General features: G+C 56.7%; 22 protein-coding genes. 13 read left to right on the forward strand and 9 right to left on the reverse strand.

Going from position 1 to position 25,080, the window contains the following annotated elements:
- The first annotated feature begins 95 nt into the window (after window positions 1–95).
- From LB462_RS05410 to LB462_RS05435, 6 genes are all read left to right on the forward strand, one after another.
- A complete protein-coding gene (locus LB462_RS05410; protein WP_224506321.1) occupies window positions 96–1,190 on the forward strand; it encodes a molybdopterin-binding domain-containing protein in 1,095 nt (364 codons plus the stop codon).
- The gene (locus LB462_RS05415; RefSeq protein WP_224506322.1) at window positions 1,184–2,809 is read left to right on the forward strand and encodes a formylmethanofuran dehydrogenase subunit A; all 1,626 of its coding nucleotides are present in this window, start codon (window positions 1,184–1,186) and stop codon (window positions 2,807–2,809) included. Before LB462_RS05410 ends, LB462_RS05415 begins: the two co-directional genes overlap by 7 nt.
- A gap of 8 nt (window positions 2,810–2,817) precedes the next feature.
- On the forward strand, window positions 2,818–3,726 hold the full coding sequence (fhcD, locus tag LB462_RS05420; protein ID WP_224506378.1) for a formylmethanofuran--tetrahydromethanopterin N-formyltransferase: 909 nt from the start codon (window positions 2,818–2,820) through the stop codon (window positions 3,724–3,726).
- Window positions 3,723–4,538, forward strand: a complete 816-nt coding sequence (locus LB462_RS05425) for a formylmethanofuran dehydrogenase subunit C (RefSeq protein WP_224506323.1) — start codon at window positions 3,723–3,725, stop codon at window positions 4,536–4,538. Before fhcD ends, LB462_RS05425 begins: the two co-directional genes overlap by 4 nt.
- Window positions 4,539–5,282: 744 nt before the next feature.
- On the forward strand, window positions 5,283–6,911 hold the full coding sequence (locus tag LB462_RS05430) for an MFS transporter (protein ID WP_224506324.1): 1,629 nt from the start codon (window positions 5,283–5,285) through the stop codon (window positions 6,909–6,911).
- Between the two features lie 92 nt (window positions 6,912–7,003).
- Window positions 7,004–7,624 (forward strand): DapH/DapD/GlmU-related protein, encoded by a 621-nt coding sequence (locus LB462_RS05435; protein WP_224506325.1) that lies wholly within the window; start codon window positions 7,004–7,006, stop codon window positions 7,622–7,624.
- Between the two features lie 13 nt (window positions 7,625–7,637).
- Here the strand turns inward: LB462_RS05435 and LB462_RS05440 are convergent, their stop codons facing one another.
- The 6 genes from LB462_RS05440 to LB462_RS05465 form a co-directional block, all read right to left on the reverse strand.
- Complete coding sequence (locus LB462_RS05440; RefSeq protein WP_224506326.1) at window positions 7,638–8,777, reverse strand: alpha-D-ribose 1-methylphosphonate 5-triphosphate diphosphatase; 1,140 nt, start codon at window positions 8,775–8,777, stop codon at window positions 7,638–7,640.
- Window positions 8,778–8,788: 11 nt separating this feature from the next.
- Window positions 8,789–9,937, reverse strand: a complete 1,149-nt coding sequence (locus LB462_RS05445) for an alpha-D-ribose 1-methylphosphonate 5-triphosphate diphosphatase (RefSeq protein ID WP_224506327.1) — start codon at window positions 9,935–9,937, stop codon at window positions 8,789–8,791.
- A 263-nt stretch (window positions 9,938–10,200) separates the two neighbouring features.
- A complete protein-coding gene (locus LB462_RS05450; RefSeq protein ID WP_224506328.1) occupies window positions 10,201–10,632 on the reverse strand; it encodes a YybH family protein in 432 nt (143 codons plus the stop codon).
- Window positions 10,633–10,702: 70 nt separating this feature from the next.
- The gene (locus LB462_RS05455) at window positions 10,703–11,944 is read right to left on the reverse strand and encodes an RNA polymerase sigma factor (protein ID WP_224506329.1); all 1,242 of its coding nucleotides are present in this window, start codon (window positions 11,942–11,944) and stop codon (window positions 10,703–10,705) included.
- Window positions 11,941–12,315: a YciI family protein gene (locus tag LB462_RS05460; protein ID WP_224506330.1), complete on the reverse strand. Its 375-nt coding sequence runs from the start codon at window positions 12,313–12,315 to the stop codon at window positions 11,941–11,943. Before LB462_RS05460 ends, LB462_RS05455 begins: the two co-directional genes overlap by 4 nt.
- Before the next feature lie 140 nt (window positions 12,316–12,455).
- Entirely contained in the window at window positions 12,456–12,854 is a 399-nt protein-coding gene (locus LB462_RS05465; protein ID WP_224506331.1) for an SH3 domain-containing protein, read from the reverse strand.
- Between the two features lie 496 nt (window positions 12,855–13,350).
- On the opposite strand from LB462_RS05465, the gene LB462_RS05470 reads away from it, so the two are divergent.
- The 4 genes from LB462_RS05470 to LB462_RS05485 all read left to right on the forward strand — a co-directional run bounded on the left by LB462_RS05470 (window position 13,351) and on the right by LB462_RS05485 (window position 17,695).
- Window positions 13,351–14,580, forward strand: a complete 1,230-nt coding sequence (locus LB462_RS05470) for a DUF2865 domain-containing protein (RefSeq protein WP_224506332.1) — start codon at window positions 13,351–13,353, stop codon at window positions 14,578–14,580.
- Between the two features lie 96 nt (window positions 14,581–14,676).
- Window positions 14,677–15,453, forward strand: coding sequence for a trans-aconitate 2-methyltransferase (tam, locus tag LB462_RS05475; RefSeq protein WP_224506333.1), 777 nt, complete (start codon window positions 14,677–14,679; stop codon window positions 15,451–15,453).
- A 256-nt stretch (window positions 15,454–15,709) separates the two neighbouring features.
- Complete coding sequence (locus LB462_RS05480) at window positions 15,710–17,002, forward strand: NCS2 family permease (protein ID WP_224506334.1); 1,293 nt, start codon at window positions 15,710–15,712, stop codon at window positions 17,000–17,002.
- A 105-nt stretch (window positions 17,003–17,107) separates the two neighbouring features.
- Window positions 17,108–17,695: a tRNA-specific adenosine deaminase gene (locus tag LB462_RS05485; RefSeq protein WP_370637072.1), complete on the forward strand. Its 588-nt coding sequence runs from the start codon at window positions 17,108–17,110 to the stop codon at window positions 17,693–17,695.
- 68 nt (window positions 17,696–17,763) lie between these two features.
- Here LB462_RS05485 and LB462_RS05490 read toward each other — a convergent pair whose 3' ends face one another.
- From LB462_RS05490 to puuE, 3 genes are read right to left on the reverse strand one after another with little or no spacing between them, the layout of a single operon-like run.
- Window positions 17,764–18,249, reverse strand: coding sequence for an ureidoglycolate lyase (locus tag LB462_RS05490; RefSeq protein ID WP_224506336.1), 486 nt, complete (start codon window positions 18,247–18,249; stop codon window positions 17,764–17,766).
- A 4-nt stretch (window positions 18,250–18,253) separates the two neighbouring features.
- A complete protein-coding gene (gene alc, locus LB462_RS05495; protein ID WP_224506337.1) occupies window positions 18,254–19,267 on the reverse strand; it encodes an allantoicase in 1,014 nt (337 codons plus the stop codon).
- Window positions 19,268–19,276: 9 nt separating this feature from the next.
- Complete coding sequence (gene puuE, locus LB462_RS05500; RefSeq protein ID WP_224506379.1) at window positions 19,277–20,677, reverse strand: allantoinase PuuE; 1,401 nt, start codon at window positions 20,675–20,677, stop codon at window positions 19,277–19,279.
- 195 nt (window positions 20,678–20,872) lie between these two features.
- Between puuE and uraH the strand changes: the two genes are divergently transcribed.
- Genes uraH through xdhB form a run of 3 tightly spaced genes read left to right on the forward strand, consistent with a single transcriptional unit; the run spans window position 20,873 to window position 25,076 of the window.
- The gene (gene uraH / locus LB462_RS05505; protein WP_224506338.1) at window positions 20,873–21,244 is read left to right on the forward strand and encodes a hydroxyisourate hydrolase; all 372 of its coding nucleotides are present in this window, start codon (window positions 20,873–20,875) and stop codon (window positions 21,242–21,244) included.
- Window positions 21,245–21,250: 6 nt separating this feature from the next.
- The gene (xdhA, locus tag LB462_RS05510; RefSeq protein ID WP_224506339.1) at window positions 21,251–22,729 is read left to right on the forward strand and encodes a xanthine dehydrogenase small subunit; all 1,479 of its coding nucleotides are present in this window, start codon (window positions 21,251–21,253) and stop codon (window positions 22,727–22,729) included.
- A gap of 10 nt (window positions 22,730–22,739) precedes the next feature.
- Window positions 22,740–25,076 carry a xanthine dehydrogenase molybdopterin binding subunit gene (gene xdhB / locus LB462_RS05515; RefSeq protein WP_224506340.1) on the forward strand — a complete coding sequence of 779 codons (2,337 nt, stop codon included), beginning with the start codon at window positions 22,740–22,742 and terminating at the stop codon, window positions 25,074–25,076.
- Window positions 25,077–25,080: the final 4 nt, after the last annotated feature.

Here is a 25,080-nt window from a genome sequence, read left to right on the forward strand (position 1 = left end):
GAACGTGATTTTTAATGTGAATGGGTTGCGATAACAGGGTTCACATTCGAAAAAAAGGTAGCTAAGTTTAGGCAGGCACCAGAAAGTTGCGGAATATGTCGGTTGCATGGATTGGCAGCCAGCCGGTACCTTTGACGGATGCTGTTCGGAATGCTGCAAAGCTTCTGGCGTCCAGCCGCTGTCCAGTTTTCACCCTTGATGCGGATGTGCATGGTACGCGCAGTGCCATAGCGCTCGCCGAAAGGTTAGGCGGCGCTTACGATCATGCCGCGGGTGATGTCCTTGCCAAAGAGGTTGCGTTGTTCACCGATCACGGCGGCATGTTCACGACGCCGGGAGAAGCGCGCCGCCGTTCGAGCCTGATCGTCATCGTCGGCGAAATCCCTTCGGCCCATCACGAACTCCTGCAGGCCTGGGCGGATTCGCAGCCGGATCTTGGCGACAAGCACAAGCGCAGCTGGTTCCATATCGATGGAACCGAAACGGCCGAAGCTGGCAAGCTCGCCCGCAAGTTGAAAGCGATATCACTGCGCGGAGAGGTTCTGTCCCTTCCTGCCGCGCTTGGCGTGCTTCGCGCCGCGTTGCAGGGCCAGCGCATCGCTGCCTCCCTGACCAATATCGAACGTTTCAAGAAGGCCCTGACCACGGCACAATTCCCGGTTTTCGTCTTCTCGGGTAGGTCGGGCGAAACGGCCGGCCTCGTCATGCTGCAGGGCCTGATTGCCGACTTGAACAAGACCGGCCGCGCCAGCAGCGTGTTTCTGCCCGCCGATGACGACGCGTGGGGCACCGCGCTCACCTCGCTATGGATGACGGGCTTTCCACCCCGAACAGGTTTCTCGAATAGCCTCCCAAGCTATGACCCCGGGCGATGGGACATCCAGCGCATGATCCGCGACAAGGAAGCGGACCTTCATGTCTGGATGTCGACGAGGGGCGGTGAAACTCCCCCCCGTGGGGGAAAGATACCGCTGATATCGCTGAGCAAAACGAATGTCCCAACGGTGGGTGCCAAAATCACGATTTCGGTCGGCAAGGCAGGCATCGATCATGATGGCGTTTCCTACTCGAGCCGGACCGGCACATTCAGGGCGGTGCAGGCCGCCCAGCCTTCGCAACTGCCGAGCGTCTCGAGCATCATCAACCAGTTGGCCGAAGCATTGCCTGGTCGAAAGGCGCTGCCATGCTGATCCATCTTACCGGCGGAGAGGTCGTCGACCCCGTCAACGGCGCAACCACAAAGCGCGACGTCTGGATCAGGGACGGCCTGCTTGTCGATGCGCCGAAGGGCGCGACGGCGGATGAGACGCACGACGTCTCCGGCTGCATCGTCATGGCTGGAGCCATCGATATCCATTCGCATATTGGCGGCGGCAATGTGAATACGGCGCGCTTGCTCCTGCCCGAGCATCACCGCGCGCACCAGCCGCGCCCGGCCAATACGCCACTGTCGAACGCCGGCTGGTCGACCTTCCAGACCGGCACGCTCTACGCGCAGATGGGCTTCACAACCGTTGTCGAACCAGCGATGGCGCCGTACACGGCACTGCATACGCATCTCGAACTCGCCGACATCCCGATCATCGACAAGGCGACGCTCGCCATCCTCGGCAATGATGATTTTACCCTGTCGCTCCTTCGCAATGGCAAGTCCTCGGCGATGCTCGATGATTATGTCGCCTGGGTCATCGGCTCGACCCGCGCCCTCGGCGTAAAGGTCATCAATGCCGGCGCGGCGGCCGCCTTCAAGGAGAATGTCCGCTCGTTTTCGCTCGATGATACCGTGCCGGAATATGGCGTCAGCTCGCGCAAGATCGTCAAGTCGCTGCAGGCATCGGTGACGCGGCTCGGCGTTCCGCATCCCCTGCATGTGCACGCCAATAATCTCGGCATTGCCGGCAGCGCCGATACGGCTGCCGCGACAATCGCTGCCACGGAAGGTGTGCCGCTGCATCTCGCCCATCTCCAGTTCTATGGCTATGGCACCGAGGGCAAGCGCAAATTCTCGTCCGAGGCGGCGCGCCTGGCGGAAGCTGTCAATGCCAACCCTGATGTGACCATAGATATCGGCCAGGTGATGTTCGGCCAGACGGTCACCATCTCATCGGACGTGATGCGGCAGTTTTCCGCCATCGGCAATGCCAGCCCGAAAAAGACCGTCATTCTGGATGGCGACGGCAATGGCGGCGGCGGCATTGTGCCCTATCGCTATAAACAGGACTATTACGGCTCGCTGCAATGGGCCGTCGGCCTCGAGCTTTTCCTGCTCATCACCGACCCATGGCGCGTATACTTCACCACCGATCACCCGAACGGCGCGCCTTTCACCGCCTATCCGGAACTCTTCGAACTTTTGATGAGCAGCAATGCCCGCGATGCGAAATCCACGGAGCTCAATGCAACGGCGCTCGGGCTGACGACACTCGCCTCGGTGCGACGCGAATACACGTTGGAAGAGATCGCCATCATGACCCGTGCAGCACCCGCCAGGCTCCTCGGCCTCAAGGATCGCGGTCATCTCGGGGCAGGGGCCATCGCCGATGTCGCGGTCTATCGCAAGGGCAGGGACATCGCAAAAATGTTCCGCGAGGCGGCGCTGGTTTTCAAGAATGGCGATCTCGTCGTCAAGAACGGCAAGGTAACCCACTATCGCTGGGGCAAGACCCTGCGGCTCAATCCGCCGCCGGACAAGGCGATGGTCAAGCGCATGCAAGCCTACCACGAAGAGCGCTACGGGCTTTCGCTCGACTGGTTCACCTTCCCGGATTCCGCGATCCAGCGTCCGGACCCATTTGCGGAGGTGATTTGATGAACGGGATGCATCAGCTGAACCGCAATGGCGTCGTTATCGATGATACTTTTGCCGAAGCTTTCGGCATGCGCGCCACTGCGATCATCATCACGGCGCCGACGCTGAAATGGGCGCGGCAGGCCGCTATCACCATGACTGGCTATGCAACTTCGGTCATCGGTTGCGGCTGCGAGGCGGCCATCGACAGGGATCTGCCGGCATCGAAAACCCCGGATGGCCGGCCGGGTTGTCGTGTGATGATTTTCGCGATGGGCACGGACGAATTGCAGAAGCAGTTGAAGAACCGCCTCGGGCAATGTGTGCTGACATCGCCCGGCAGCGCCTGCTTTGCCGATCTTGAAGGAACGGCGCCGCTCGATCTCGGCAACGCGCTGCGTTACTTCGGCGATGGCTGGCAGATATCGAAGAAATTTGGCGGCAAGCACTATTGGCGCGTGCCGGTGATGGACGGCGAGTTCCTGTGCGAGGCGACGACGGGGCTGACCAAGCTTGCCGTCGGCGGTGGTAATCTTCTGCTCCTTGCTGCCGACAATGCCAAGGCCCTGCGCGCAGCGGAACGCGCGGTTGCCGCCATTGAAAAAGTTCCCGGCGCGATTATGCCGTTCCCGGGCGGCGTCGTCCGGTCGGGCTCGAAAGTCGGCGGCAAATACAAGGGCATGATGGCTTCGACCAATGATGCTTTTGCACCGACCCTGCGCGGCGTCGTCAACTCCGCGCTGACGCCGGAGGTCAATGCAGTGCTGGAGATCGTCATCGATGGCGAGAACAACGACGCTGTGACGGCTGCCATGCGCGCAGGTCTGAAGGCGGTCATCGAACTCGGGCCCAAGCGAGGTGCGGTTCGGATCAGCGCCGGCAATTATGGTGGCAAGCTCGGCAAGTTCCACTACCACCTGAAGGATCTGCTTCCATGAAAGCGCTGACCTTCTCGCTTCGTGCCGAACCGGAAGAACGCCTCGACCTGTCGGCTCTGACACCTGCCGGGCTGGCCGGTTTGACAGATGAACAGATAGAAAAGCTGCGCGTTGGAACCACCCGCAATCCCGCCTTGGTGGGCGATATCTTCAAGGTCACCGGCAAAGATCCACAGAGCATCATTTTCGAGGGCGGCAGCGCGCGCTTCGACAAGGTCGGTACCGGGTTGAGCGGTGGCGCCATTCGCGTCACCGGCAATGTCGGTCTTGAGGCGGGCAGGAAAATGTCCGGCGGTTCCCTGCTCATTGACGGTAGCGCCGGCGACCACGCGGGTTCGGGTATGGTTGATGGCCGGCTTGAGATCAAGGGCAATGCCGGAGACTATCTCGGCGGGCCGCTCGCTGGCGAAATCACCGGCATGGAAGGCGGCTTGCTGATTGTTCGCGGCAAGGCCGGAAATTATGCAGGTGAGAGACTGCGTCGCGGTATCATTGCCATCCTCAAAGGTTGTGGTGACTATGCCGGCTACCGCATGATCGCCGGGTCGATTGTCGTCGCCGGCCGCGTTGGTGCGATGCCCGGTTACCTGATGAAACGCGGCTCCCTGTTCCTCGACCGCCGCCCGGAAAATCTTGCCCCGACCTTTGTTGACTGCGGCGAAACCGACATCGCTTTTTCGGGCGTGTTCGACAGGTTTCTCGTCCAGGAGAAAATCATGGACAAGCCACTGCTCGGGGCGCGGCCGGGTAAATTTGGCGGCGACGTCGCCGTATCCGGCAAGGGCGAGATTCTGTTCCGGCGAGGAAGGTAAGTTTTCCGCGCCGCCGCAATCTCTATTGGCAGTGGAGCTGTGCGTGGTTCGACAAGCTCACCATGAGGGAGGTGGGTTGACAGCAATGATAATCGCCAACGTTTAGCTATCGACACGTTTGCGGTATCGCCACGTTTGAGCTATCGCCATCCTTTCAGGATACTTGCAATCAACCACCTCCCTCATGGTGAGCTTGTCGAACCACGCACATGGTGGTGTTGCCAAGCCTACCCGCCACGTAAAAATTGGCCTGCACACCCAACCAAAAAATTAAAGAAACGCTCGTTCAATTAATTTTCCGCCAAATTGCCGAAATCGGCCAATTTCGCCGGGTCGGATGCTGTTTCTGAGGCAGATATCGCGCGTCTTCTTGCGATTCTCATGCACGAATGCCGGATTCTGATGCAAGAAACCTCGAATCTGGCGCAAGAATTTCAACCGGCGCGTTTAATCTAATTGTATGAAGTTGTGAGAAACCCGCAAATTGGCGGGAGGGCGGAATTCGACGACTGGCAATCGGTGGAGTCTCGCTTATAACGGGATAGTAACGCTAGAGTAAGTTTTGTCTATTTAGAGTCGTTCTGCTGGAGGGAATTTGGTTCAAGGTCGAGGGGTTTGGCGAGGCCGATGCCTTTCCATCGGACGATGCCGAAGGCCGATGGATTTGGCCCGAATTCACCCGGCAGAACGACTCTAAATAGACAAAACTTGCTCTAAGGTCTTCCAAAGAAGAAAGTTGACGAGGTGACAGACCGGGCATCGCCACTCGCGCCATTCAGACACGATATCTTCAGAACTGTCTGGCTCGCGAGTCTTTCCTCCAATTTCGGTTCCCTGATCCAGTCAGTCGGCGCGGCCTGGATGATGACAACCATCTCCGATTCTGTCGATATGGTTGCGCTGGTTCAGGCTTCGACGGCACTGCCTATCATGTTGTTTTCGTTGATATCCGGCGCTCTTGCCGACAATTTCAACCGCCGCCGGGTGATGATAGTCGCGCAGTGTTTCATGCTGGGCGTATCGGTCTTACTGACCTTGTTTTCTCACTTCAACCTGATCACGCCATGGTTGCTACTTTGCTTCACATTCCTGATCGGTTGCGGGACGGCGCTGAACAACCCTTCATGGCAGGCTTCGGTGGGGGATATGGTACCGCGCGATGATTTGCCGAATGCGGTCGCATTGAACAGCATGGGCTTCAATATTACCCGCAGCGTTGGCCCTGCCATCGGCGGTGTGATTGTCGCTATAGCAGGCGCCGCGGCAGCGTTTGCAGTCAATACTGTAAGTTATTTGCCGTTGATTTATGCATTGTTCCGCTGGCAGCCGAAATACGACGCCAATCCTTTGCCGCGCGAGACGTTGGGGCGGGCGATTTCCGCCGGTTTGCGCTACGTAGCGATGTCGCCGAACATCGGAAAGGTGATTTTCCGCAGTTTCATTTTCGGCCTCTCGGCCAGTGCCGTTCTCGCTCTTTTACCGCTGGTGGCGCGTGATCTCGTCCATGGCGGCCCGCTGGTTTATGGCGTCATGCTCGGCTCCTTCGGCATCGGCGCGATCGCCGGTGCATTGATCAGCGCGCGTCTGCGGGAATATTTGTCGAGCGAAGCCATTGTTCGCATTGCCTTTATTGGCTTCGCAGTGAGTGCCGGCCTCACCGCAGTTAGCAGCAATGTCTGGCCGACCAATGTCGCATTGCTTCTTTCCGGTGCGTGCTGGGTGCTTGCGCTTTCGCTGTTCAACGTGACGGTGCAGCTCTCGACGCCGCGCTGGGTCGTCGGTCGCGCCTTGTCGCTTTATCAGACGACTACCTTTGGTGGCATCGCCGGCGGCAGCTGGTTATGGGGTGTTGCAGCGGGCGAGTATGGGGCAGACAGGGCACTGCTCGCTTCAAGTATAGTCATGTTGTTCGGCGCGGCAATTGGCCTGCGCTATGCTTTGCCAGAGTTTAAAACGCTCAATCTCGATCCGCTCAATCGCTTCAGTGAGCCACTGCTGAAACTCGACCTGAAACCGCGCAGCGGCCCCATCGTCATCATGATAGATTATGTTATCGCGGAGGACGATGTTCCTGATTTCCTTGTGGTTATGGCCGCCCGGCGGCGCGTCCGCATTCGCGACGGGGCAGGGCATTGGGCGCTGATGCGCGATCTGGAGAACCCTGAAATATGGACCGAAAGTTACCACACGCCGACCTGGGTCGAGTATGTGCGTCACAATCAGCGGCGAACCCAGGCTGACGCCGCCATCGGCGATCGGATTCGCGCGTTGCATCGCGGTCTGTCGGAACCGCGCGTGCATCGCATGATCGAGCGCCAAACCATCCTGCCGCACGATATTGCCGCACACAAAACACCGATTGATTTGTCCTGATAACGCGAAATTGCTCAATACATTCATATTGTTGTTGCATGCGGAGCTTAGAAAGCCGCCGAACGATTCATATGGTAACAAGAGGCGTTGAAATGAGCGAAAAGATGCTGGGGATTGCCCCGACAATTCACCCGACGGCAACGGTGCGGGATAGCACATTAGGGCAATATACAGAGGTTGGCGCGCGCACGGCCATCGCCGAAACAGAGTTCGGCGACTACAGCTATATCGTGCATGACGGCTCGATTATTTACGCAAAGATCGGCAAGTTTTGTTCGATCGCAGCCTTTACCCGCATCAATCCGGGAAATCATGCAACGTGGCGCGCCAGTCAGCATCATTACAGTTATCGCTCACGCCAGTTCGGTTTTGATCTTGGCGACGACGACGAATTCTTCCAATGGCGCCGTGATCACAAGGTAAACATTGGCAATGACGTCTGGATCGGTCATGGCGCCGTTATCATGCCGGGTATTACTATCGGGGACGGCGCTGTCGTTGGCTCTTCAGCAGTGGTGACCAAGGATGTCGAGCCATATACGATCGTTGCTGGCGTGCCGGCAAAATTCATCAAGCGCCGCCATCCGGAAATACTCGCGGAGAAGTTGATCTCTCTCGCTTGGTGGGACTGGAGTCACGAAAAGCTTGGAGAAACGCTTCCCGATATGCGTGCCCTGAGCGCCAAGGCCTTTGTCGAGAAGTATAGTACTTGAGAATACTGGCGCGTCAGGAGACGCGCCTTCCTTCCCGCCATACGCTCAGTATGACCGGAACGCCATCTATCAGCCGGACTCTGCTGAAATCGGCCCGCTTGCCTATCTCAATAACGCCACGGTCGTCCAGGCCGACCATCCGAGCCGGATTGGCTGAAACGAACGATACAGCCTTCGCAAGATCGATTCCTGCACTTTGGTTGAGTAAAAACACCGATTGCATCAGGCTGGAAGGCACATAGTCGGAAGAGAGCCCGTCAAGAAGATCCCGCTGCACCAGATCGATCGCCGAGACGTTGCCTGAATGCGACCCGCCACGAACCACATTCGGTGCACCCATGACGACTTTCATACCGCGCCGGTGCGCATGAGCTGCAGCGTCTATACTTGTCGGAAACTCCGATATGGAGATGCCGTCGTTCATGGCTTCGTCGACGTGCTCCGGCGTTGTGTCATCGTGGCTGGCCAACACAGTGCCATGCTGGCGAGCAAGGTCGATCACGGCGGTTCGATAGCGGTTAACATATTGAGATTGCGCCGCGATTCGATCTGCAACCATCTGGTCGAATTCAAGATCCGTCCATTTTTTGTCGCGATTGAATTGCCGCCATTTGGCGAGATCCGCCCATTGCCGCTGGCCGGGTGTATGATCCATCAACGAGACGAGCTTGACGTAAGGGTTGTCCGCAATCGGCTTGTAGATATCGAGCACAGCCGGATCTGCCAGCTCACAGCGCAGATGCAACAGATGCTCGCTGCGAAGTACTTCTCGAACACGCGGATTGGCAACAGTTTCCACTGTAGTTGTGATCATCTGGCGGCGGGCGCTTGCCGAAGAATATTCGCCGACTGCGACAGCATCGAATACTGTGGTAATTCCAGCGCCGGCAATCTGCACATCGTGCCCAACCACCGATGCGGCACTTGAGGGCCACATGACCCCGGGCCGCGGCTGCAGATGCTTTTCGAGGTTGTCGGTGTGGAGCTCGACGAAGCCAGGAATAAGAAAATCGCCTTCAAAATCAACCGCATCAGTAACGGAGCTTGGCCCTTCTCCGATGTCCTGGATCAGGCCATCTCGAACGCCCATGGACCCATCGAGGGTGCGATCCGCCAGGACCAGCCGGGCATTGGTGACGAGCATTTCGGTCATGATTTTTCCATTTAGTTGACGAGCCGTCCTTGCCGCCACACGGAGCGGATGACGGGGATGTTGTCCGCCAGATGTACCCGAATAAGGTCTGCACGCAAGCCCGGAAGGACTTCGCCGCGGTCGTCAAGACCGCAGACCCGCGCGGGAACGCTGGTCATCATGCGGACAGCCGAAGGCAGGTCAGTGTCGAATTCCGGCCGGTTTGCCAATAAAAACGCGCAATCCAGCATCGAACGCGGCACATAATCCGAAGTCAGGATGTCTACCAGCCCCTCGGCAAGCAGTTCGGTTACCGCCACATTGCCTGACTGTGATCCGCCACGTAGCACATTCGGTGCACCCGCCACAATCAACATGGATTGGGCCCGCGCCTCACGCGCAGCCTCGATGCTGACCGGGAACTCCGCCACACGCACGCCTTCGGCATGCGCCATGCGGATATGCTCGACAGTCAGATCGTCATGACTGAACATGGGCAAGCCGCGCGTCTTGGCAAATTCGACGACAAGGTGCCGCACTTCACTTGAACTTGCTTCGAGGCTTTCCAGCAACTCCCGTGTTTCTTCTTCGACAGCCGCCCGATCCTTGCCTGTTTCCTTCATTCGCCGATCGAGATAGTTCGACACATCATGACTTTGACGTTTTCCCGGAATGTGTTCCATGATCGAGATCACACGCACGATGTCCCGGTCGATGTTTTCCGCAATCAGTGCCGGCGTCATATTATCGGTGATCTCGCAACGTAGATGCACGAGATGCTCAGCCCGCATCATGCCCTTTGCTCCGGCATATTCGAGCGCGTCGATCATCGGCCCAAGTATCTCGCGGCGTTCAGGATTCTTGATGGTGGCGCCGACGCACAGCGAATCAAAAACCGTTGTGACACCGCCGCCGATGATTTGAGCATCATGTGCCATGACTGCCCGCAGCATATCCCATTTGACGTGAGCGCGCGGAAACACATGTTTTTCAAGGTGATCGGTGTGGGCATCGACGAGACCAGGCAGAATATAATCGCCGGCGACGTCAATCGAACCCGGCACTGCCGAACGTCCCATGTCTATGCTGGCTATCGTGCCGTCGACGATTTGCACCGAACCATTGATGATCGCATCGTCAAGAACGACGCGGGCGCCTGTAAGAATCAATTCGTTCATCATGTGCTTCCTTCGAAATGCGGTAGCCAGGAATAGCGGCAATGACGCCGCGCGCGCCAATCAAAGTTGGCGATCTAAAGATTGCGTCCTTGTGACAATGCGTCTTTGGGGGAATCCGAAGTGGTTCTTATCCCGCTTTTCATGACAGGGACGTGACAAAGTCACCGAAACTACCGACGAAGTATTGCTTAAGCACAAGTGAGTTCGCGCGGTTACAGGAATGGACTTCCTGTATCGCGCGAACTCCGGCGGTAAGACGGGTGGAATTATGGCTTCAGATCGATGGCAGCCCTGAAACTGCCATCCATGTAGAAAGGTACAGAGGCGTGTTCATGGGCGATCTTCCACGTGCCAGCTTGCTTGATCAGGCCAATCGTCTGACGAAACCAGATATCAGGCTTCTCGCCGTCGGTTTTCCGTCCCGTCATGCGGACGAGACTTGTTGCAAAAGCTATATCAGCGCCGGCCGAAATCGCCGTGTCGCGCGATTCAATGCCGATTGGTCCTTCCCACGTATCGAACCAGCCTTGCAGGTCTTCAGCGCTTTTGCCCTGATATCGCAGCGGTGGAGCGAGCGTGAACTGTACAACATCATCGGCAAGATGAGACAAGACTTGCGCGGCGTTCTTGTTGCTGATTGCTTTCGACCAGTCCTTTATTACAGTCGCGACTGCGGTTTTCTCGTCGTGGGTGGTCATTTTGTTCTCCTTCGTTACCTCTAAACAAAGGACGAATGAACAACCGCCGATCCGACACGGCTGCGAAGAATCAGTCTTGCGCAAGCCGATCAAGGTGCATGCGGATGTGGGCGGCTTCTGCAGCCGTGTTAGCGAGAGAGATTGCGCGATTGAACGCCTCCCGAGCTTCGCTGGTGCGGCCTATCTTCATCAGCAGGCCACCTTTGACGCCGAAGAAATGAAAATAACCGGAGAGCCTGTCCTCCAGAGGCTCGATCAGCGCCAGTGCTTCGGCGGGACCTCGCACCTTTGCAACGGCAACGGCACGATTGAGCGTGATGACGGGCGAGGGGGTCAGCCTTTCGAGTGCTGCGTAAAGCAGATCGATCTCGGCCCAATCCGTGTCCTCAGCGCGATTGGCCCGTGCATGCAACGCAGCGATTGCCGCCTGAATCTGATAGGGACCGGGTGCTCTGTGGCGCATTGCCTTGTCGATCAGCGCCAATCCTTCATTGATCATGCTCCGATTCCAGAGGTCGCGATCCTGGTTCTCCAGCAGTATCACCGAGCCGTCCGTATCGAAGCGGGCGCCAGAACGGGCACTTTGCAGCAGGAGAAGTGCAGTCAATCCCATAATCTCCGGCTGAGTCGGGAAGATTCGCAGGAGCAATCGCGAAAGGCGGATGGCTTCGTCGCATAGTGGTGATCTTGCTTGTGCCTCGGTGCTGCCGGTCGAATAACCTTCGTTGAAGATCAGGTAGACCATGGCTGCGACTGCTGCGAGCCGTTCGGCCCGTTCGACCGGCCCAGGCGTTTCGAATGGTATTTCGCCAGCTCCAATACGACTCTTTGCGCGTGTTATCCGCTGCTCCATTGCACTTTCGCCGACGAGAAAGGCGCGGGCGATCTGCCGGACAGACAGGCCTGACACGATCCGGAGCGCCAAGGGGATTTGCTGCGTGGCAGGAAGATCGGGATGACAGCAAATGAAGAGCAGGCGCAGAATATCGTCGCGATAGTCGGAACCGTCTATCTTCTCGACGATAGCGGTTTCCGCATCTTCCAAGTCCGACAAAAGCTCCTCGGGTGGCAGAGGCTGTTGCTTTACCTGCCGCCGAACGACGTCGATCGCACTATTGCGCCCAACAAAGATCAACCACGCAGTGGGATCTCGCGGCGGACCGTTCTTTCCCCAGCTTTTCAGCGCGCGAAGGCAGGCCTCCTGAAATGCCTCTTCCGCCGTATCGAGATTGCGGAAGTAGCGAAGCAATGCACCAACTGCCTGCGGGCGGGCCGCAACGAGGGCTGCATCGATCCAGTTCGTGTCGTTCATGGAAAACTCGATCCTGGCCTGAAGATACCGACCGGCCTTATCTCGTAGGAGCCGGTGCCCGGGTTTGCGCGCGCAAGGTCTCGCGCCGTTTCAAGTGCTTCGTCCAGCGATTTACAATCGACAATGTAAAACCCGAGAAGTTGCTCTTTTGTCTCGGCAAAGGGCCCGTCTATGACAACTGGATCTTCGCGACCTTTGCGAAGGGTGGTCGCAGCAGTCGTCGGAAGAAGCCTTGCGACAGGGCCAAGACGTCCCTGCTTGGTAAGCTTTTCCTGGACGACTGCGAGGCGCGCCATCACTGCGTCATCCTCTTCCTTGGTCCAGGAACTGACAACGTCTTCGGGGTTATAGCAAAGTATGGCGTAAAGCATGGATCGTTCCTTCTCATTTGAAGACGATCCACTATGGCCAATCCCGACATCGGGTCTAGAAAATTATGCATTCTCGGAAATGGTTGCAGCACCATGGCGGGAAAAGCACCAAGGGGCCATCCCGCCATTCCGTCACACAATTACCTGCAAGGGAATCCGGGTGCTATTTTGCAGTTGGGCCGCGGACGATTCGGTTTCGGACGAGGACGATAACCATGACCATAATGATATGCGGGTCTTACAACGACAGTAGGGCGAATGACCACTGGGCGTTGTACGATAACCCTTGTCCGCTGGACGTAGTTGGCAGAAAGCCATCCACGGACGCCTTGAGTTGCGACGTGGCACCAACTCGGCTGACACCCCAGAACATTGATGCGCGTCCCTTCAGACAGGGTCCCGACGCGAGCGTAACTGGTTCCTGGTCCGGTGCGTAGATTGACATTTCCGGTTGTATAACCAACGTCGGCCAAGGCCGAAGCTGGCCACGCAAACAGCCCGATACTAATCAAAATGGCTGATAACAGCTTGTTAGACATTGGATCACCTCCCGCTGTGCGTCATCTACATTCCATCAATATTAGTGGCAACAAATGCGATTCCTGAAGTGTTGTCGAGAGGCCTTGCAGATATGGTAAAGATTACTGTATATCAGAAACAATTATCTGAGAATTTCTCGTTACATCCAGAATGTAAGAGCCGCACGTGAATCATAGCCAGCTATCTATTACGCAATGGATTACAATTGCGCGGGCCTGCAGGAGTAGAATTCGGCGGTAAATTCGGAAAAGTGGGCTAATGGTTAGACAAGTTGCTGGAAAAAAAACTCCAGTAATTCACGAAATCGTCATTAATATTAATACGACAAATAAATAATTGGGATTACGTTGAATTTAAGAATGAGTTATTCTCAAACAGGAAGCTTCGCCAAATTCGGGAGTATTGCGATCTGGCAACTCCGCCAAGCATTCGTTTTTCCCGAGATTTAACGCGATCGAGCTTTCTTCAAAGTTGGCGGCATCTCGGAGGCTGCAGATGGCAACGCGGCTGTTTCCTTTCTTTCAACTTTTAGTTGTTACCGGGTTGATATCGGCGCTTGTTCCGACATCCCTCAAAACCGCCCACGCCGCCCCTGCGGCATGCGCGACCTTGCAGCGGCAATTGGTGGCCGCCTCAAGCGGCAGAAGTGTTTCACAGAAGAACAGCCCTCTGGTGCAGCGACAAGCGCTGCAGCTCCAACAAATGCGGGCAAAGGCAGGTAAGGCAGGTTGTGGAGGTTTCCTGTTTTCCCGTGGGGATCCTGCACTCTGCAAGCGTTATGCTCAAACCATTGACGCGATGTCCGCCAAACTCGCAAAGCTGCAAAATGCAAGCGACAGGTCTGGTTCGTCGCAGCCTTCACGCCAACAGATTCTGGCCTCAATGGAAGCTAGAGGCTGTAATGACAGGGTGGCTTCGATTGGCAGAAACAATGATTCATCCAGTGTCCGTCGCAAGACCTTGCTGGAAGTTCTGTTTGGCACGCAATCTGACGAGGAGCAAAAGCCTGCCTCCAGAATAATGGTCAAACGGCAATTGGATGAACGCGAGGCACATCGCAAGGTGTCTGCGGGACCGGAGACGCTTGCGGCGACCTATGAAGGGACAGAGCCAAGCGTTAACGGCGTCGTCAAAAAGGGTTATCGAACCATTTGTGTGCGGACATGCGATGGATACTATTTCCCGATCTCGTTCTCGACCAAGCCCAAATATTTTGCGCGTGATCAAAATGCCTGTAGTGCGATGTGTCCGGCCGGGAACGCGAAATTGTACTATCACGCGGTGCCCGAACAGGAATCGGATGCAATGATATCCGTCACCGACAAGAAGCCCTATAGCGAACTTCCCAACGCATTCAATTACCGCACGGCGGGTGTCAAAGCCGTGCCGGGTTGCACGTGCCATGCTCAAGCCGATATGATGGCTGCCGCACCGGAGACACCCGTTTCCCAATCCAAGCCTGCCACATCAGCGTTGCAAGCGGTGGGAGAGCCCGACGTTGATACCTTGTCGGAAGAACCTGCTCAGGGAGACATTGATGAAGACGAGGCGCCCCATGAAAATGTGAGGACCGTCGGCCCAGCGTTTTTCCCCAATGAAGCCAATCCCACAGATTTTACTGCTCAACCTCCCGAAACGGAGGTCCAGGAAAGCAAAGCCAGCATCCTCACGCCTGAGAATATCGTCAAGACGATAGCGTCCGACATTATGCGACGAATTCAATAGCCGATCTGTCCTCAACTAAAGCGGTGCAATATTTCAGCTTTGTTGGCGTGGTAGCCATGCTAAGCCTTGGCGAGTGACAGGGAGCATGAGTCGCATATGAGAAAAGCGGATTGGTCGCCTGACCAGTATCTGAAATTCGAGGACGAGCGCACCCGCCCGGCAAATGACCTGCTATCCGCCGTTCCCAATCAGAATGTGAAATTTGCAATGGACCTCGGCTGCGGCCCGGGCAATTCCACCGAACTGATTGTAAAGCGGTATCCACATGCTGAAGTCCTTGGGATCGATTCTTCTGCGGATATGACCGCCAAGGCAAAGGAGCGACTGCCGGGCTGCGAATTCGCGGTTGCCGACATTGATGTGTGGCAGCCGCACAGGAATGCCGATCTTATCTACGCCAATGCCGTTATGCAGTGGCTTCCGGACCACGACCGGCTTTTCCCGCGGCTGATGGGTTTTCTGAGTAAAGGAGGTTCCCTGGCGATACAGATGCCAGATAATCTGCAGGAGGCGACACATATCGCCATGCGGGAAGTGGCGGCTGACGAACGCTGGGCTGCAAGGGTAACGCAGGCGGATGCCACTCGCAGCGAAATAGGCACAGCGTCATTCTACTATCAATTGCTACGGCCCCATTGCCAACACATCGACATTTGGCGCACGACCTATCATCATCCGTTGCAAGGGCTGGATGGCATCATTGAATGGTTTAAGGGTTCAGGGTTACGCCCGTATCTTTCTCTGCTCAACGACGATGAACGCGCAGATTTTCTTGACAAGTACAGGCAACGTTTGGCTCAATCCTACAAGCCGATGGATGACGGGATAGTGCTGTTGCCATTCCCTCGCATATTCATCGTTGCGACGCGGTAAATCCATCATAAAGCTCAAGAAAATATTGAAGGTGTTTCGCAAATGAATGCGGAATAGGTGCCTAGCATCGCCGTGACGAAAATCGCACAATCCCATCCGCAGTGGCGACACTGAGGAGCGGCGGTATGCGGAGGAGTGTATGCCTGCCATCTCTTGATAGGAGAATTATCGAAAACTCAAAAGAGGCAGTCTGCATTGACGCGTAGCGCGCTTGTCAGGCAACCGGAGACTTAGGCTTTTGCCAAGGGGAGGAATTATGCTCGAAAAGCTTTTCAAGCTTAACGACCACGACACATCGGTACGCACGGAAGTGTTGGCAGGACTGACGACGTTCCTGACGATGTCGTATATCATTTTCGTCAATCCAGAGATCTTGTCCTCGACGGGGATGGATCGCAATGCTGTGTTTGTCGCGACCTGTATCGCCGCTGCACTCGGTTCGGGCGTGATGGCGCTGGTTGCCAATTGGCCGATCGGCATGGCACCCGGAATGGGCCTCAACGCCTTCTTCGCCTTTACGGTCGTAGCGGCGATGGGTTTCAGCTGGCAGCAGGCGCTCGGAGCCGTGTTCATCTCGGGCTGCATCTTTCTGCTTCTGACAGTAACCGGAATACGTCGCTGGCTTGTCGCAGGCATTCCCAAATCGTTGCGAAGTGCGATTGCGGCGGGTATCGGCCTCTTCCTCGCATTCATTGCGTTGAAAAATTCCGGCATCGTCGTCGCAAATCCTGCGACATTCGTTGGTTTGGGTCATCTTGGAAGTACAGGAGCCTTGCTCGCGATCCTGGGCTTCTTCGTCATCGCCGCGCTCGATGCGCTCAAAGTTCGCGGGGCAATTCTGATCGGCATTCTAGTTGTGACGGTCCTGTCGATGATCCTTGGCGTGAGTGAGTTCAAGGGCGTATTTTCAGCGCCGCCAAGTCTGGCGCCAACCTTCCTCCAACTTGATATCATGGGTGCGTTGCATACCGGGCTTCTTCAGGTCATCCTCGTATTCGTGCTTGTCGAGGTGTTTGATGCGACCGGAACCTTGATCGGCGTCAGCAAGCGTGCCGGGCTTATCGAAGAGGGAAAACCGAACAATCTTGGCCGCGCATTGTTTGCTGACAGCACGGCCATCGTCGCCGGCTCGTTGCTCGGGACCAGCAGCACGACCGCCTATGTCGAAAGTGCCTCGGGCGTTCAAGCTGGCGGTCGCACAGGTTTGACCGCGTTGACCATTGCGGTGCTGTTCCTGGCGGCGCTGTTCATCTCGCCACTCGCGGCTTCCGTGCCGGGTTATGCGACTGCTCCAGCGTTGCTCTATGTGGCGGGGCTCATGATGCATGAACTCGTCGATATCGAATGGGGTGATGTCACTGAGTCGACCCCGGCAGCGATTACCGCTTTGATGATCCCCTTCACATATTCGATAGCGAACGGTCTCGCCTTCGGGTTCATCAGCTATGTCGTGTTGAAGACATTCACCGGCAAGGCAAGTGTTGTGCACCCCGCGACATGGCTTGTGGCTGCGCTCTTTGTTATAAAGTTCGCGCTGTTTCCCGGCTGACTTTACAATCCGGCGCGGATGCGGCGATTGCGTCGCATCCGCGCCATTGCTATTTTCGATATTGGATAGTCTCTGATCAGAAAGTCACCGATGGAACAGCAGGCCATGAGCAACCTGATTGAGGTACTGCTTGATACGATCGACCGCCGGATTATTCCAAAAACCGAGAGCGGCGTAGCCGCCGGGAACAAGATCTTCGGCGCGGCGCTGCTGCGCAAATCGGATCTGTCGCTTGTCTTGGCAGAGACCAACAATGAGACGGAAAACCCGCTATGGCATGGCGAGGTTCATACGTTGAAGCGGTTCTTTGAGATGGAGAGGGATACCCGCCCAGATCCGCGCGAACTGATTTTCTTGTCGACCCACGAACCCTGTTCCATGTGCCTTTCGGCTATCACTTGGGCAGGTTTTGACAATTTCTACTACTTCTTCAGCCACGAAGATTCACGTGATGCATTCGCAATCCCGCATGATCTCAAAATCTTGAAGGAGGTTTTCACGCTGGAACCGGGCGGCTACAACAAGGAAAACGCGTTCTGGAACAGCTATTCCATCCACAAGATGATTGCGGAGCTTCCGGAACCGGATCGCGATAGGCTGCAAAAACGCGCTGCGGCAATCAGTGCGAAATATGCCGAACTCTCTGAGCAGTATCAGGCCAGCAAGGAAAAAAACTCAATTCCGCTGAACTGATCCTCGACATCTATGAAAAAGGCCGCCTTCCTGAGGAGGGCGGCCTTTTTTGCGTGTGTTGTTCGGCGTTAGCGAATAAGAAACGCCTCGGGATAGAAATGCTCCTGCAGATTGACGCCGTCGCCGCCCCTGTCGATCACAACAAAGTCTGACTGCCCCTGCAGCGGCGTCAGAATGCCGTGCCACACGTTGCGATGAATATTCACGCCCTGGCCCGGTTCCGTCAGAAAGGCGACAGGGTCGCTTGGGCCATCCGGCTGGTCGTGGGCTGCAACCACGAGAAACGGATTGCCTGACAGGGGCACGAAGGCCTGACTGCCGAGGGGATGCCGCTCGACCATTTCCAGCTTGAGGGGCAGTTCATAAGGCTTGCCGCGTAGCAGGCTTATCAAAGTATGTGCATTTTCTCCCGTCGTCTCGACCTTGGCCAGATCATGGTAGCGCATGCACATGCCATGATTGATGGGAAAGCTGCTTGCGCCTTCGATCTCAATGACATCGCCGAAAGGCGCAAACGCCTCCCGGGTCAACGGTTGAATGACGATCTCGCGCATAGAATTAACCGCGCGCGATTTTGCCGAACAGCCGCAACCGGCTCACGCCGCCATCCGGGTAGATGTTGAAGCGAGCGTGCGTCACTGCACCGTTTTGCTTGATATGGTTGCCGCCATATTCGTGAATGTTGTCCGCGGACAACTTCTGGACAGGCAGAATCTCTTCCCAGAACATGGACGAAGCGACAACCAGTTCGTCGAGGCTCTCGCCGGCATCGCCAAGATCGGCGACCTGAATCGAGCAGGCATCCGGATAGTTCCCCTTGAAGTGGGCCGTATCCACAATTGCACTTTCAATTGTTCCGCGCGCGGCAAGCTTGATGATGATCCAGTCATTGCCTGGCTCACGTCTGCGGCGTGTTTCCCAGCCGTCGCCCATGTTGATGCCGCGGCCCGGCGCGAGCAGGCGCTGATAGCCATAATGTGCATTAGACATGGCGACGACGCGGCCACCAAGTAACGACGACGCGAGATCGACGGCCTCACCATTGACGCTGTCAATGTCCAGCGACGGCTGACCGTAGACACGCAAGCGAGCAACGCCGCCGTCCGGATGTATGTGCAGGCGAACATGGGTCCACACTTGCTTGGAGCTGCAAGTAAAATAGTGGTGCGAACTGGCGCCGAGTTGACTCAATCCGAGCACCTCCGTCCACAAGGTGGCTTCGCCAGGTTTGCCCGTTGTATTACAAGCTTCGATACGGCAGGCAGGAGGGTAGTTCCCCGTGAAATGGGCTGTGTCGACATCGAAACCGGCGATGGTGCCCGGCGCGGCAAGCTGGACGACCGCATAATCATGTCCACTGCTGCGTCGCCGGCGCGTTTCCCAACCGTCCATCCACTTGCCGTTGTCGTCGAATTTTTCAGGATAGAAAATTGCAGGCTCGTCGCTCAGCATGCGTTCCAGCGGTGCAAAGAACTCATCGGTCGCGAACATCGGCTTTGCCCCGAGGCCAGCCGATGCAAGATTGATCGAGTTACGGGCGAATGCGGGGATATCTTCATTGGTGTTTGACATTTTCATTCCTCAGTTTGCCAGCATGTCTTGAAGGCGCAGAAGAGCAATCTTCTCCACCTCCCGGCACGCTGTGTTGAATTCTGTCTGGCGGTCATTGGCGATCCGCGTTTTAAAGGCGGAAAGGATTTCGTCTTTGCCTCGGCCTTTGACCGCGATGATGAATGGAAATCCGAAGGTTTCGACATAGCGCGCATTGAGAGCGGTGAACTTCTCTCGCTCGTTGTCTGTTAACTCATCCAGGCCTGCGGACGCCTGTTCCAGTGCAGAGCTTTCCGTCAGGCGTTTGGCTTGCGCCAGTTTTCCGGCAAGGTCTGGGTGAGCATTCAAGACGCCGAGACGTTCGTTGTCGGAAGAGTTGCGAAATGCCGTGCAAAGCGCTGCGTGCAGGCCAGTGACGTTATCGTGGGATGGTCCGAGCTCGGCAGCGTATGCCCGTTTTGCGATCCAGTCTGAGTGTTCGAACACCCCGCCAAAGCAATAGACGAATGCGTCCTCGGACATTGTCGATGGCTGCACTCGCTGCGTTTTATACGGGTGGTTCGTGGCCCAGTGCTGCGCGATGTCAATGCGACGAGCGAGCCAGACCTTCTCGTGGCTTTTTACGTAGTCGATGAACCGGGCCAGGGCCGCGACGCGTCCGGGCCTGCCGACCAGGCGGCAATGGAGACCAATGCTCATCATCTTGGGCGAACCCGCTTCACCTTCCGCGTACAAGGTATCGAAACTGTCCTTCAGATAGGAAAAGAACTGGTCGCCGGCATTGAACCCTTGCGGGGTTGCGAACCGCATATCGTTGGCATCGAGTGTATAGGGAATGACGAGTTGATGGTGGCCGCCGAACTCGTGCCAATACGGCAGGTCGTCGGCATAGGAATCGGAAACATAGTCGAAGCCGCCTTCTTCGGTCACCAGATCGACTGTGTTCGCCGAGCATCGACCCGTGTACCAGCCGCGGGGACGTTCACCGGTAACGGCAGTGTGGATGCGGATCGCTTCGAGCATGTGTTCATGCTCAGCCTCAGCGCTGCAATCCTTGTAGTCGATCCATTTCAGGCCGTGCGATGCGATCTCCCAGCCTGCATCGAGCATGGCTCGAACCTGCGAGGGCGACCGCTGCAGGGCCGTCGCCACGCCATAGACCGTTACCGGCACGTTCTTCGTTGTCAGCAAGCGATGCAGGCGCCAAAACCCGGCGCGTGCGCCATACTCGTAGATCGACTCCATGTTCCAGTGACGCTGATTTGGCCACGCCTGCGCCCCGACAATCTCTGACAGGAAAGCTTCAGAGGCGGCGTCGCCATGCAAGACACAGTTTTCGCCACCTTCCTCGTAGTTGACGACAAGCTGGACGGCGATGCGCGCATTATCTGGCCAGTTGGCCGACGGTGGATTTGCACCGTAGCCATGCATGTCGCGCGGATATCTCGCCAAGGTGGGTCCCTCCTCAAATCGCTATTCCACCCTGAATACCCAAATAATGGACGAAGCATTCCCCCAGAAAATTTTGAAAGTCCTGCAATCAGGCGCTGCCTACCCGGGACTGATGCCAAGGGGCACATTGAGCGATGGAAATTGAAAAGTACTCCGCGGGAGGGAGGAATACACATGAGCCTTCACGATGAAGCTGCCGGTCGCCTGACGACCCATGTGCTTGACACGGCCAGCGGCAAGCCTGCCGCCAGGTTGCGGATCGATCTCTTTCGCGTCGATGGCGAGCGCCTTCTTCCTCTGCACAGCACACGCACTAATGAAGATGGACGCTGCAACAAACCATTATTGACCGGCGCTGATATGCGCTCAGGTGCTTACGAACTCCGCTTTCATGTAGGCGAATATTTCGGCAGCCAACCTGCAAATGGCCAGACGCCGTTTCTCGATGTGGTCCCGATCCGCTTCGGCATCGATGACGAGAACGTTCACTATCACGTGCCGCTGCTCGTCGCGCCCTTCGGCTATTCAACCTATCGCGGGAGTTGACCTCAGATGGAAGTCCAGATCCGCAATAGCATCCGGTTTCTGCTCAACGACAAGGTTGTCGAGCGCACAGATGTTTCCCCGACCGAAACGCTTCTCGATTTTCTCCGGCTCGACCGCAAACTGAGGGGCACCAAGGAAGGGTGCGCCGAGGGCGACTGTGGAGCGTGCACAGTCCTCGTCGGACGCCTGTTCAATGGCCAGCTCAAATATGAATCGGTCAACGCCTGCATCCGTTTCGTTGGCTCTCTGGATGGTTGCCATGTCGTGACGGTCGAGGCACTCGCTGGATCGGATGGGACATTGCATCCGGTGCAGCAGGCGATGGTTGACACTCATGCGTCGCAGTGCGGTTTCTGCACACCCGGCTTCGTCATGTCGCTCTACGGTCTTTGGATGCAAAATCCGAAGCCGAATATCCAGGAAATCGAAAAGGCTCTGCAGGGCAATCTCTGCCGTTGCACTGGCTATGCCGCAATCATCCGGGCCGCGGAAAGCGTTACCGCCATTGGCGATCTGAACAGGGATCCACTTGTCACTGAGCGTGCACGCGTTACCGAACAACTGCTTACCTTGAAAGATGGCAAGCGCGTTGTGGTCGGGGAGGGCAGACAACAGCTTGTACTTCCCGCCAACGTTGATGATTTCGCCGATGCGCTGGAACACGATCCAGGCGCGACGATTGTCGCGGGCTCGACCGATGTCGGGCTCTGGGTGACGAAGTTCATGCGCGAGATCGGCCCGGTGGTCTTCCTGTCGCATCTCGATGACTTGCGGCTGATAACAGAGGGTGACGATGGTCTGACGCTTGGTGCAGGCGTAAGTTACACCGACGCATATCCCGTCATCATTCGCCATTTCCCGCAGTTGACAGAGCTCTGGAACCGCATTGGCGGTGAGCAGGTTCGCAACATGGGGACTGTCGGTGGCAACGTCGCCAACGGCTCGCCAATCGGCGATACGCCGCCGGCCTTGATAGGCCTTGGTGCGACAGTTCAATTGCGCAAGGGTAACAATCGCCGCTCCGTTCCAATTGAGAAATACTTTATCGAGTATGGCAAACAGGATCGTGCACTCGGCGAGTTCGTGGAAGCGATCCATATCCCTTATCTCGATGTCGAGGACCTTTACGGTGTGTACAAGATTTCCAAACGTTTGGACGAAGACATTTCGTCGGTCTGCGGCGCATTCCGGATTTCTCTCGACGAACGAGGCCGGGTGGAGAATGCAATCATCGCATTTGGCGGGATGGCCGGAACTCCCAAGCGTGCAAGTGCGGTCGAGGCATCGTTGACCGGCGCCGTTTGGGATGAGGGCGCTATTGAAAAGGCAGCAGCAGTTTTCGCCGATGATTTCACGCCGCTGACGGATTGGCGCGCTTCTGCTGACTATCGCCTCTTGGTCGCAAAGAACCTGTTGCGGCGCTTCTACCTTGAGACAGGCGGCGAGCATGTCCGGTTGAACCGCTACGAAGCGGCATTTGGGTGAGGAGCGCGCAATGAATGTGATTCAACCGATTGCCCGCATTCGCGGTGGCATCCATGAAAAGCAACCGCACGAATCCGGGCATAAGCACGTATCCGGTACGGCCGAGTACATCGACGATATGCCGGAACCATCGGACACGCTCCATGCCTACCTCGGCCTGTCGCAGCGTGCGCACGCGGAAATCCTGTCCATCGATTTCGAGGCGGTGAAAGCTAGCGCCGGCGTTATTGGCGTGCTGACGGTTGACGATATCCCGGGCCACAACGACGTGAGCCCCGCAGGTAAACATGACGATCCCGTCTTTGCAGTTGGCAAGGTTGAATTCCATGGCCAACCCATCTTCGCGGTGATTGCAGAAACGCGGCAAATTGCGCGTCAGGCGGCATCGAAGGTCAAAATCGAGTACCGTGATCTCGACCATGTCACCGACGTACTGGAAGCGGAAAAGGCCAACTATCCGCTGGTGATCGATCCACTGAAGCTGGAACGGGGCGACATTGCCGCTGGCCTCGCTGGTGCAAAGAACCGTTTGAGCGGGGAAATGCGCATTGGTGGACAGGATCATTTCTATTTGGAAGGTCACATTGCCTTCGCCATCCCTGGCGAGGATGACGAGGTGACGGTTTTTTCCTCAACGCAGCACCCGAGCGAAACGCAGCACATGGTTGGCCACGTCCTCGGCGTGCCCTCAAATGCCGTAACAGTCAACGTAAGACGCATGGGTGGCGGTTTTGGCGGTAAGGAAACGCAGGCCAATCTATTCGCGGCTGTGGCGGCAATCGCTGCAAAGAAATACCGGCGGGCCGTGAAGATCCGCCCCGATCGCGACGACGATATGGTTGCGACCGGCAAGCGCCACGACTTCCACGTTGCCTATGAACTCGGCTTCGACGACGAGGGCCGCATTGAAGCTGTCGATGCGACATTCTCGGCGCGCTGCGGTTTCTCGGCGGACCTTTCCGGTCCAGTGACGGACCGTGCTCTCTTCCACGCCGACAATTGCTATTTCTACCCGAATGTCCGGCTGCGTTCGCGACCGTTGAAAACCAATACCGTTTCCAACACGGCTTTTCGTGGGTTTGGTGGTCCGCAGGGTATGGTCGGCGGCGAGCGCATGATCGAAGAGATCGCCTATGCGCTTGGCAAGGATCCGCTGGAAATTCGCAAGGCCAATTTCTATGGCGGCGAGGGTCGCAATCTTACGCCGTATCATCAGACGGTCGAAGACAATATCATCCCGCAAATCATTGCGGAGCTTGAAGCAACATCTGATTACGCGGCTCGGCGCGAGGCGATTATCAACTTCAATCGCTACAGCCGGGTCATCAAGCGGGGTATAGCGCTGACGCCGGTGAAGTTCGGCATCTCCTTCACCAAAACGGAATACAATCAAGCTGGCGCTCTCGTCCATGTCTATACGGACGGTTCAATCCATCTCAACCATGGTGGTACCGAGATGGGACAGGGGCTGAACACCAAGGTAGCGCAGGTTGTGGCCGACGAATTCCAGGTCGATCTCGACCGCATCAGAATAACAGCAACAACAACCGCAAAGGTTCCAAATACCTCTGCGACAGCTGCTTCTTCCGGTTCGGATCTCAATGGCATGGCCGCAGCCAATGCCGCCCAACAGATCAAGGCACGCCTCGTTCAGTTTGCCGTCGAGCATTATGATGTCAAACAGGAACAGGTTTTCTTCGAGCCCAATACGGTGCGGGTAGGCGACCGGCTCATTCCATTCCCGGAATTTATCAGATCCGCCTATGGCGCTCGCGTTCAACTCTCGGCAGCGGGCTTTTACAAGACGCCAAAAATCCACTGGAGCCGGGCCGAGGGCAGGGGCCGCCCGTTCTACTATTTCGCCTACGGCGCTTCGGTATCCGAGGTGAGCGTCGACACGCTGACCGGCGAGTATCAGGTCGACCGGACCGATGTTCTTCATGATGTTGGCAAGTCGTTGAATCCTGCGCTCGATCTGGGCCAGGTGGAAGGCGCCTTCGTACAGGGCATGGGCTGGCTGACGACTGAAGAGTTGTGGTGGGATGCCAAGGGACGGCTGCGCACGCACGCGCCGTCGACATACAAGATCCCGCTGGCATCGGATCGTCCACGCACGTTCAACGTGCAGCTTGCCAGTTGGTCGGTCAACCGCGAAGAAACGATCCGCCGCTCCAAGGCCGTCGGCGAGCCGCCATTCATGCTGGCAATCTCCGTGCTGGAGGCAATCTCGATGGCAGTTGCCAGTGTAGCGGACTATCGAATTTCACCGCGCCTCGATGCCCCGGCCACACCAGAGCGTGTATTGATCGCGGTAGAACGTTTGCGGTCGGCGGGCAAGGAGCTGTGAAATC

Origin of the sequence: Phyllobacterium chamaecytisi (genome assembly GCF_020164455.1) — a bacterium.
Classification (GTDB): Bacteria; Pseudomonadota; Alphaproteobacteria; order Rhizobiales; family Rhizobiaceae; genus Phyllobacterium; species Phyllobacterium chamaecytisi.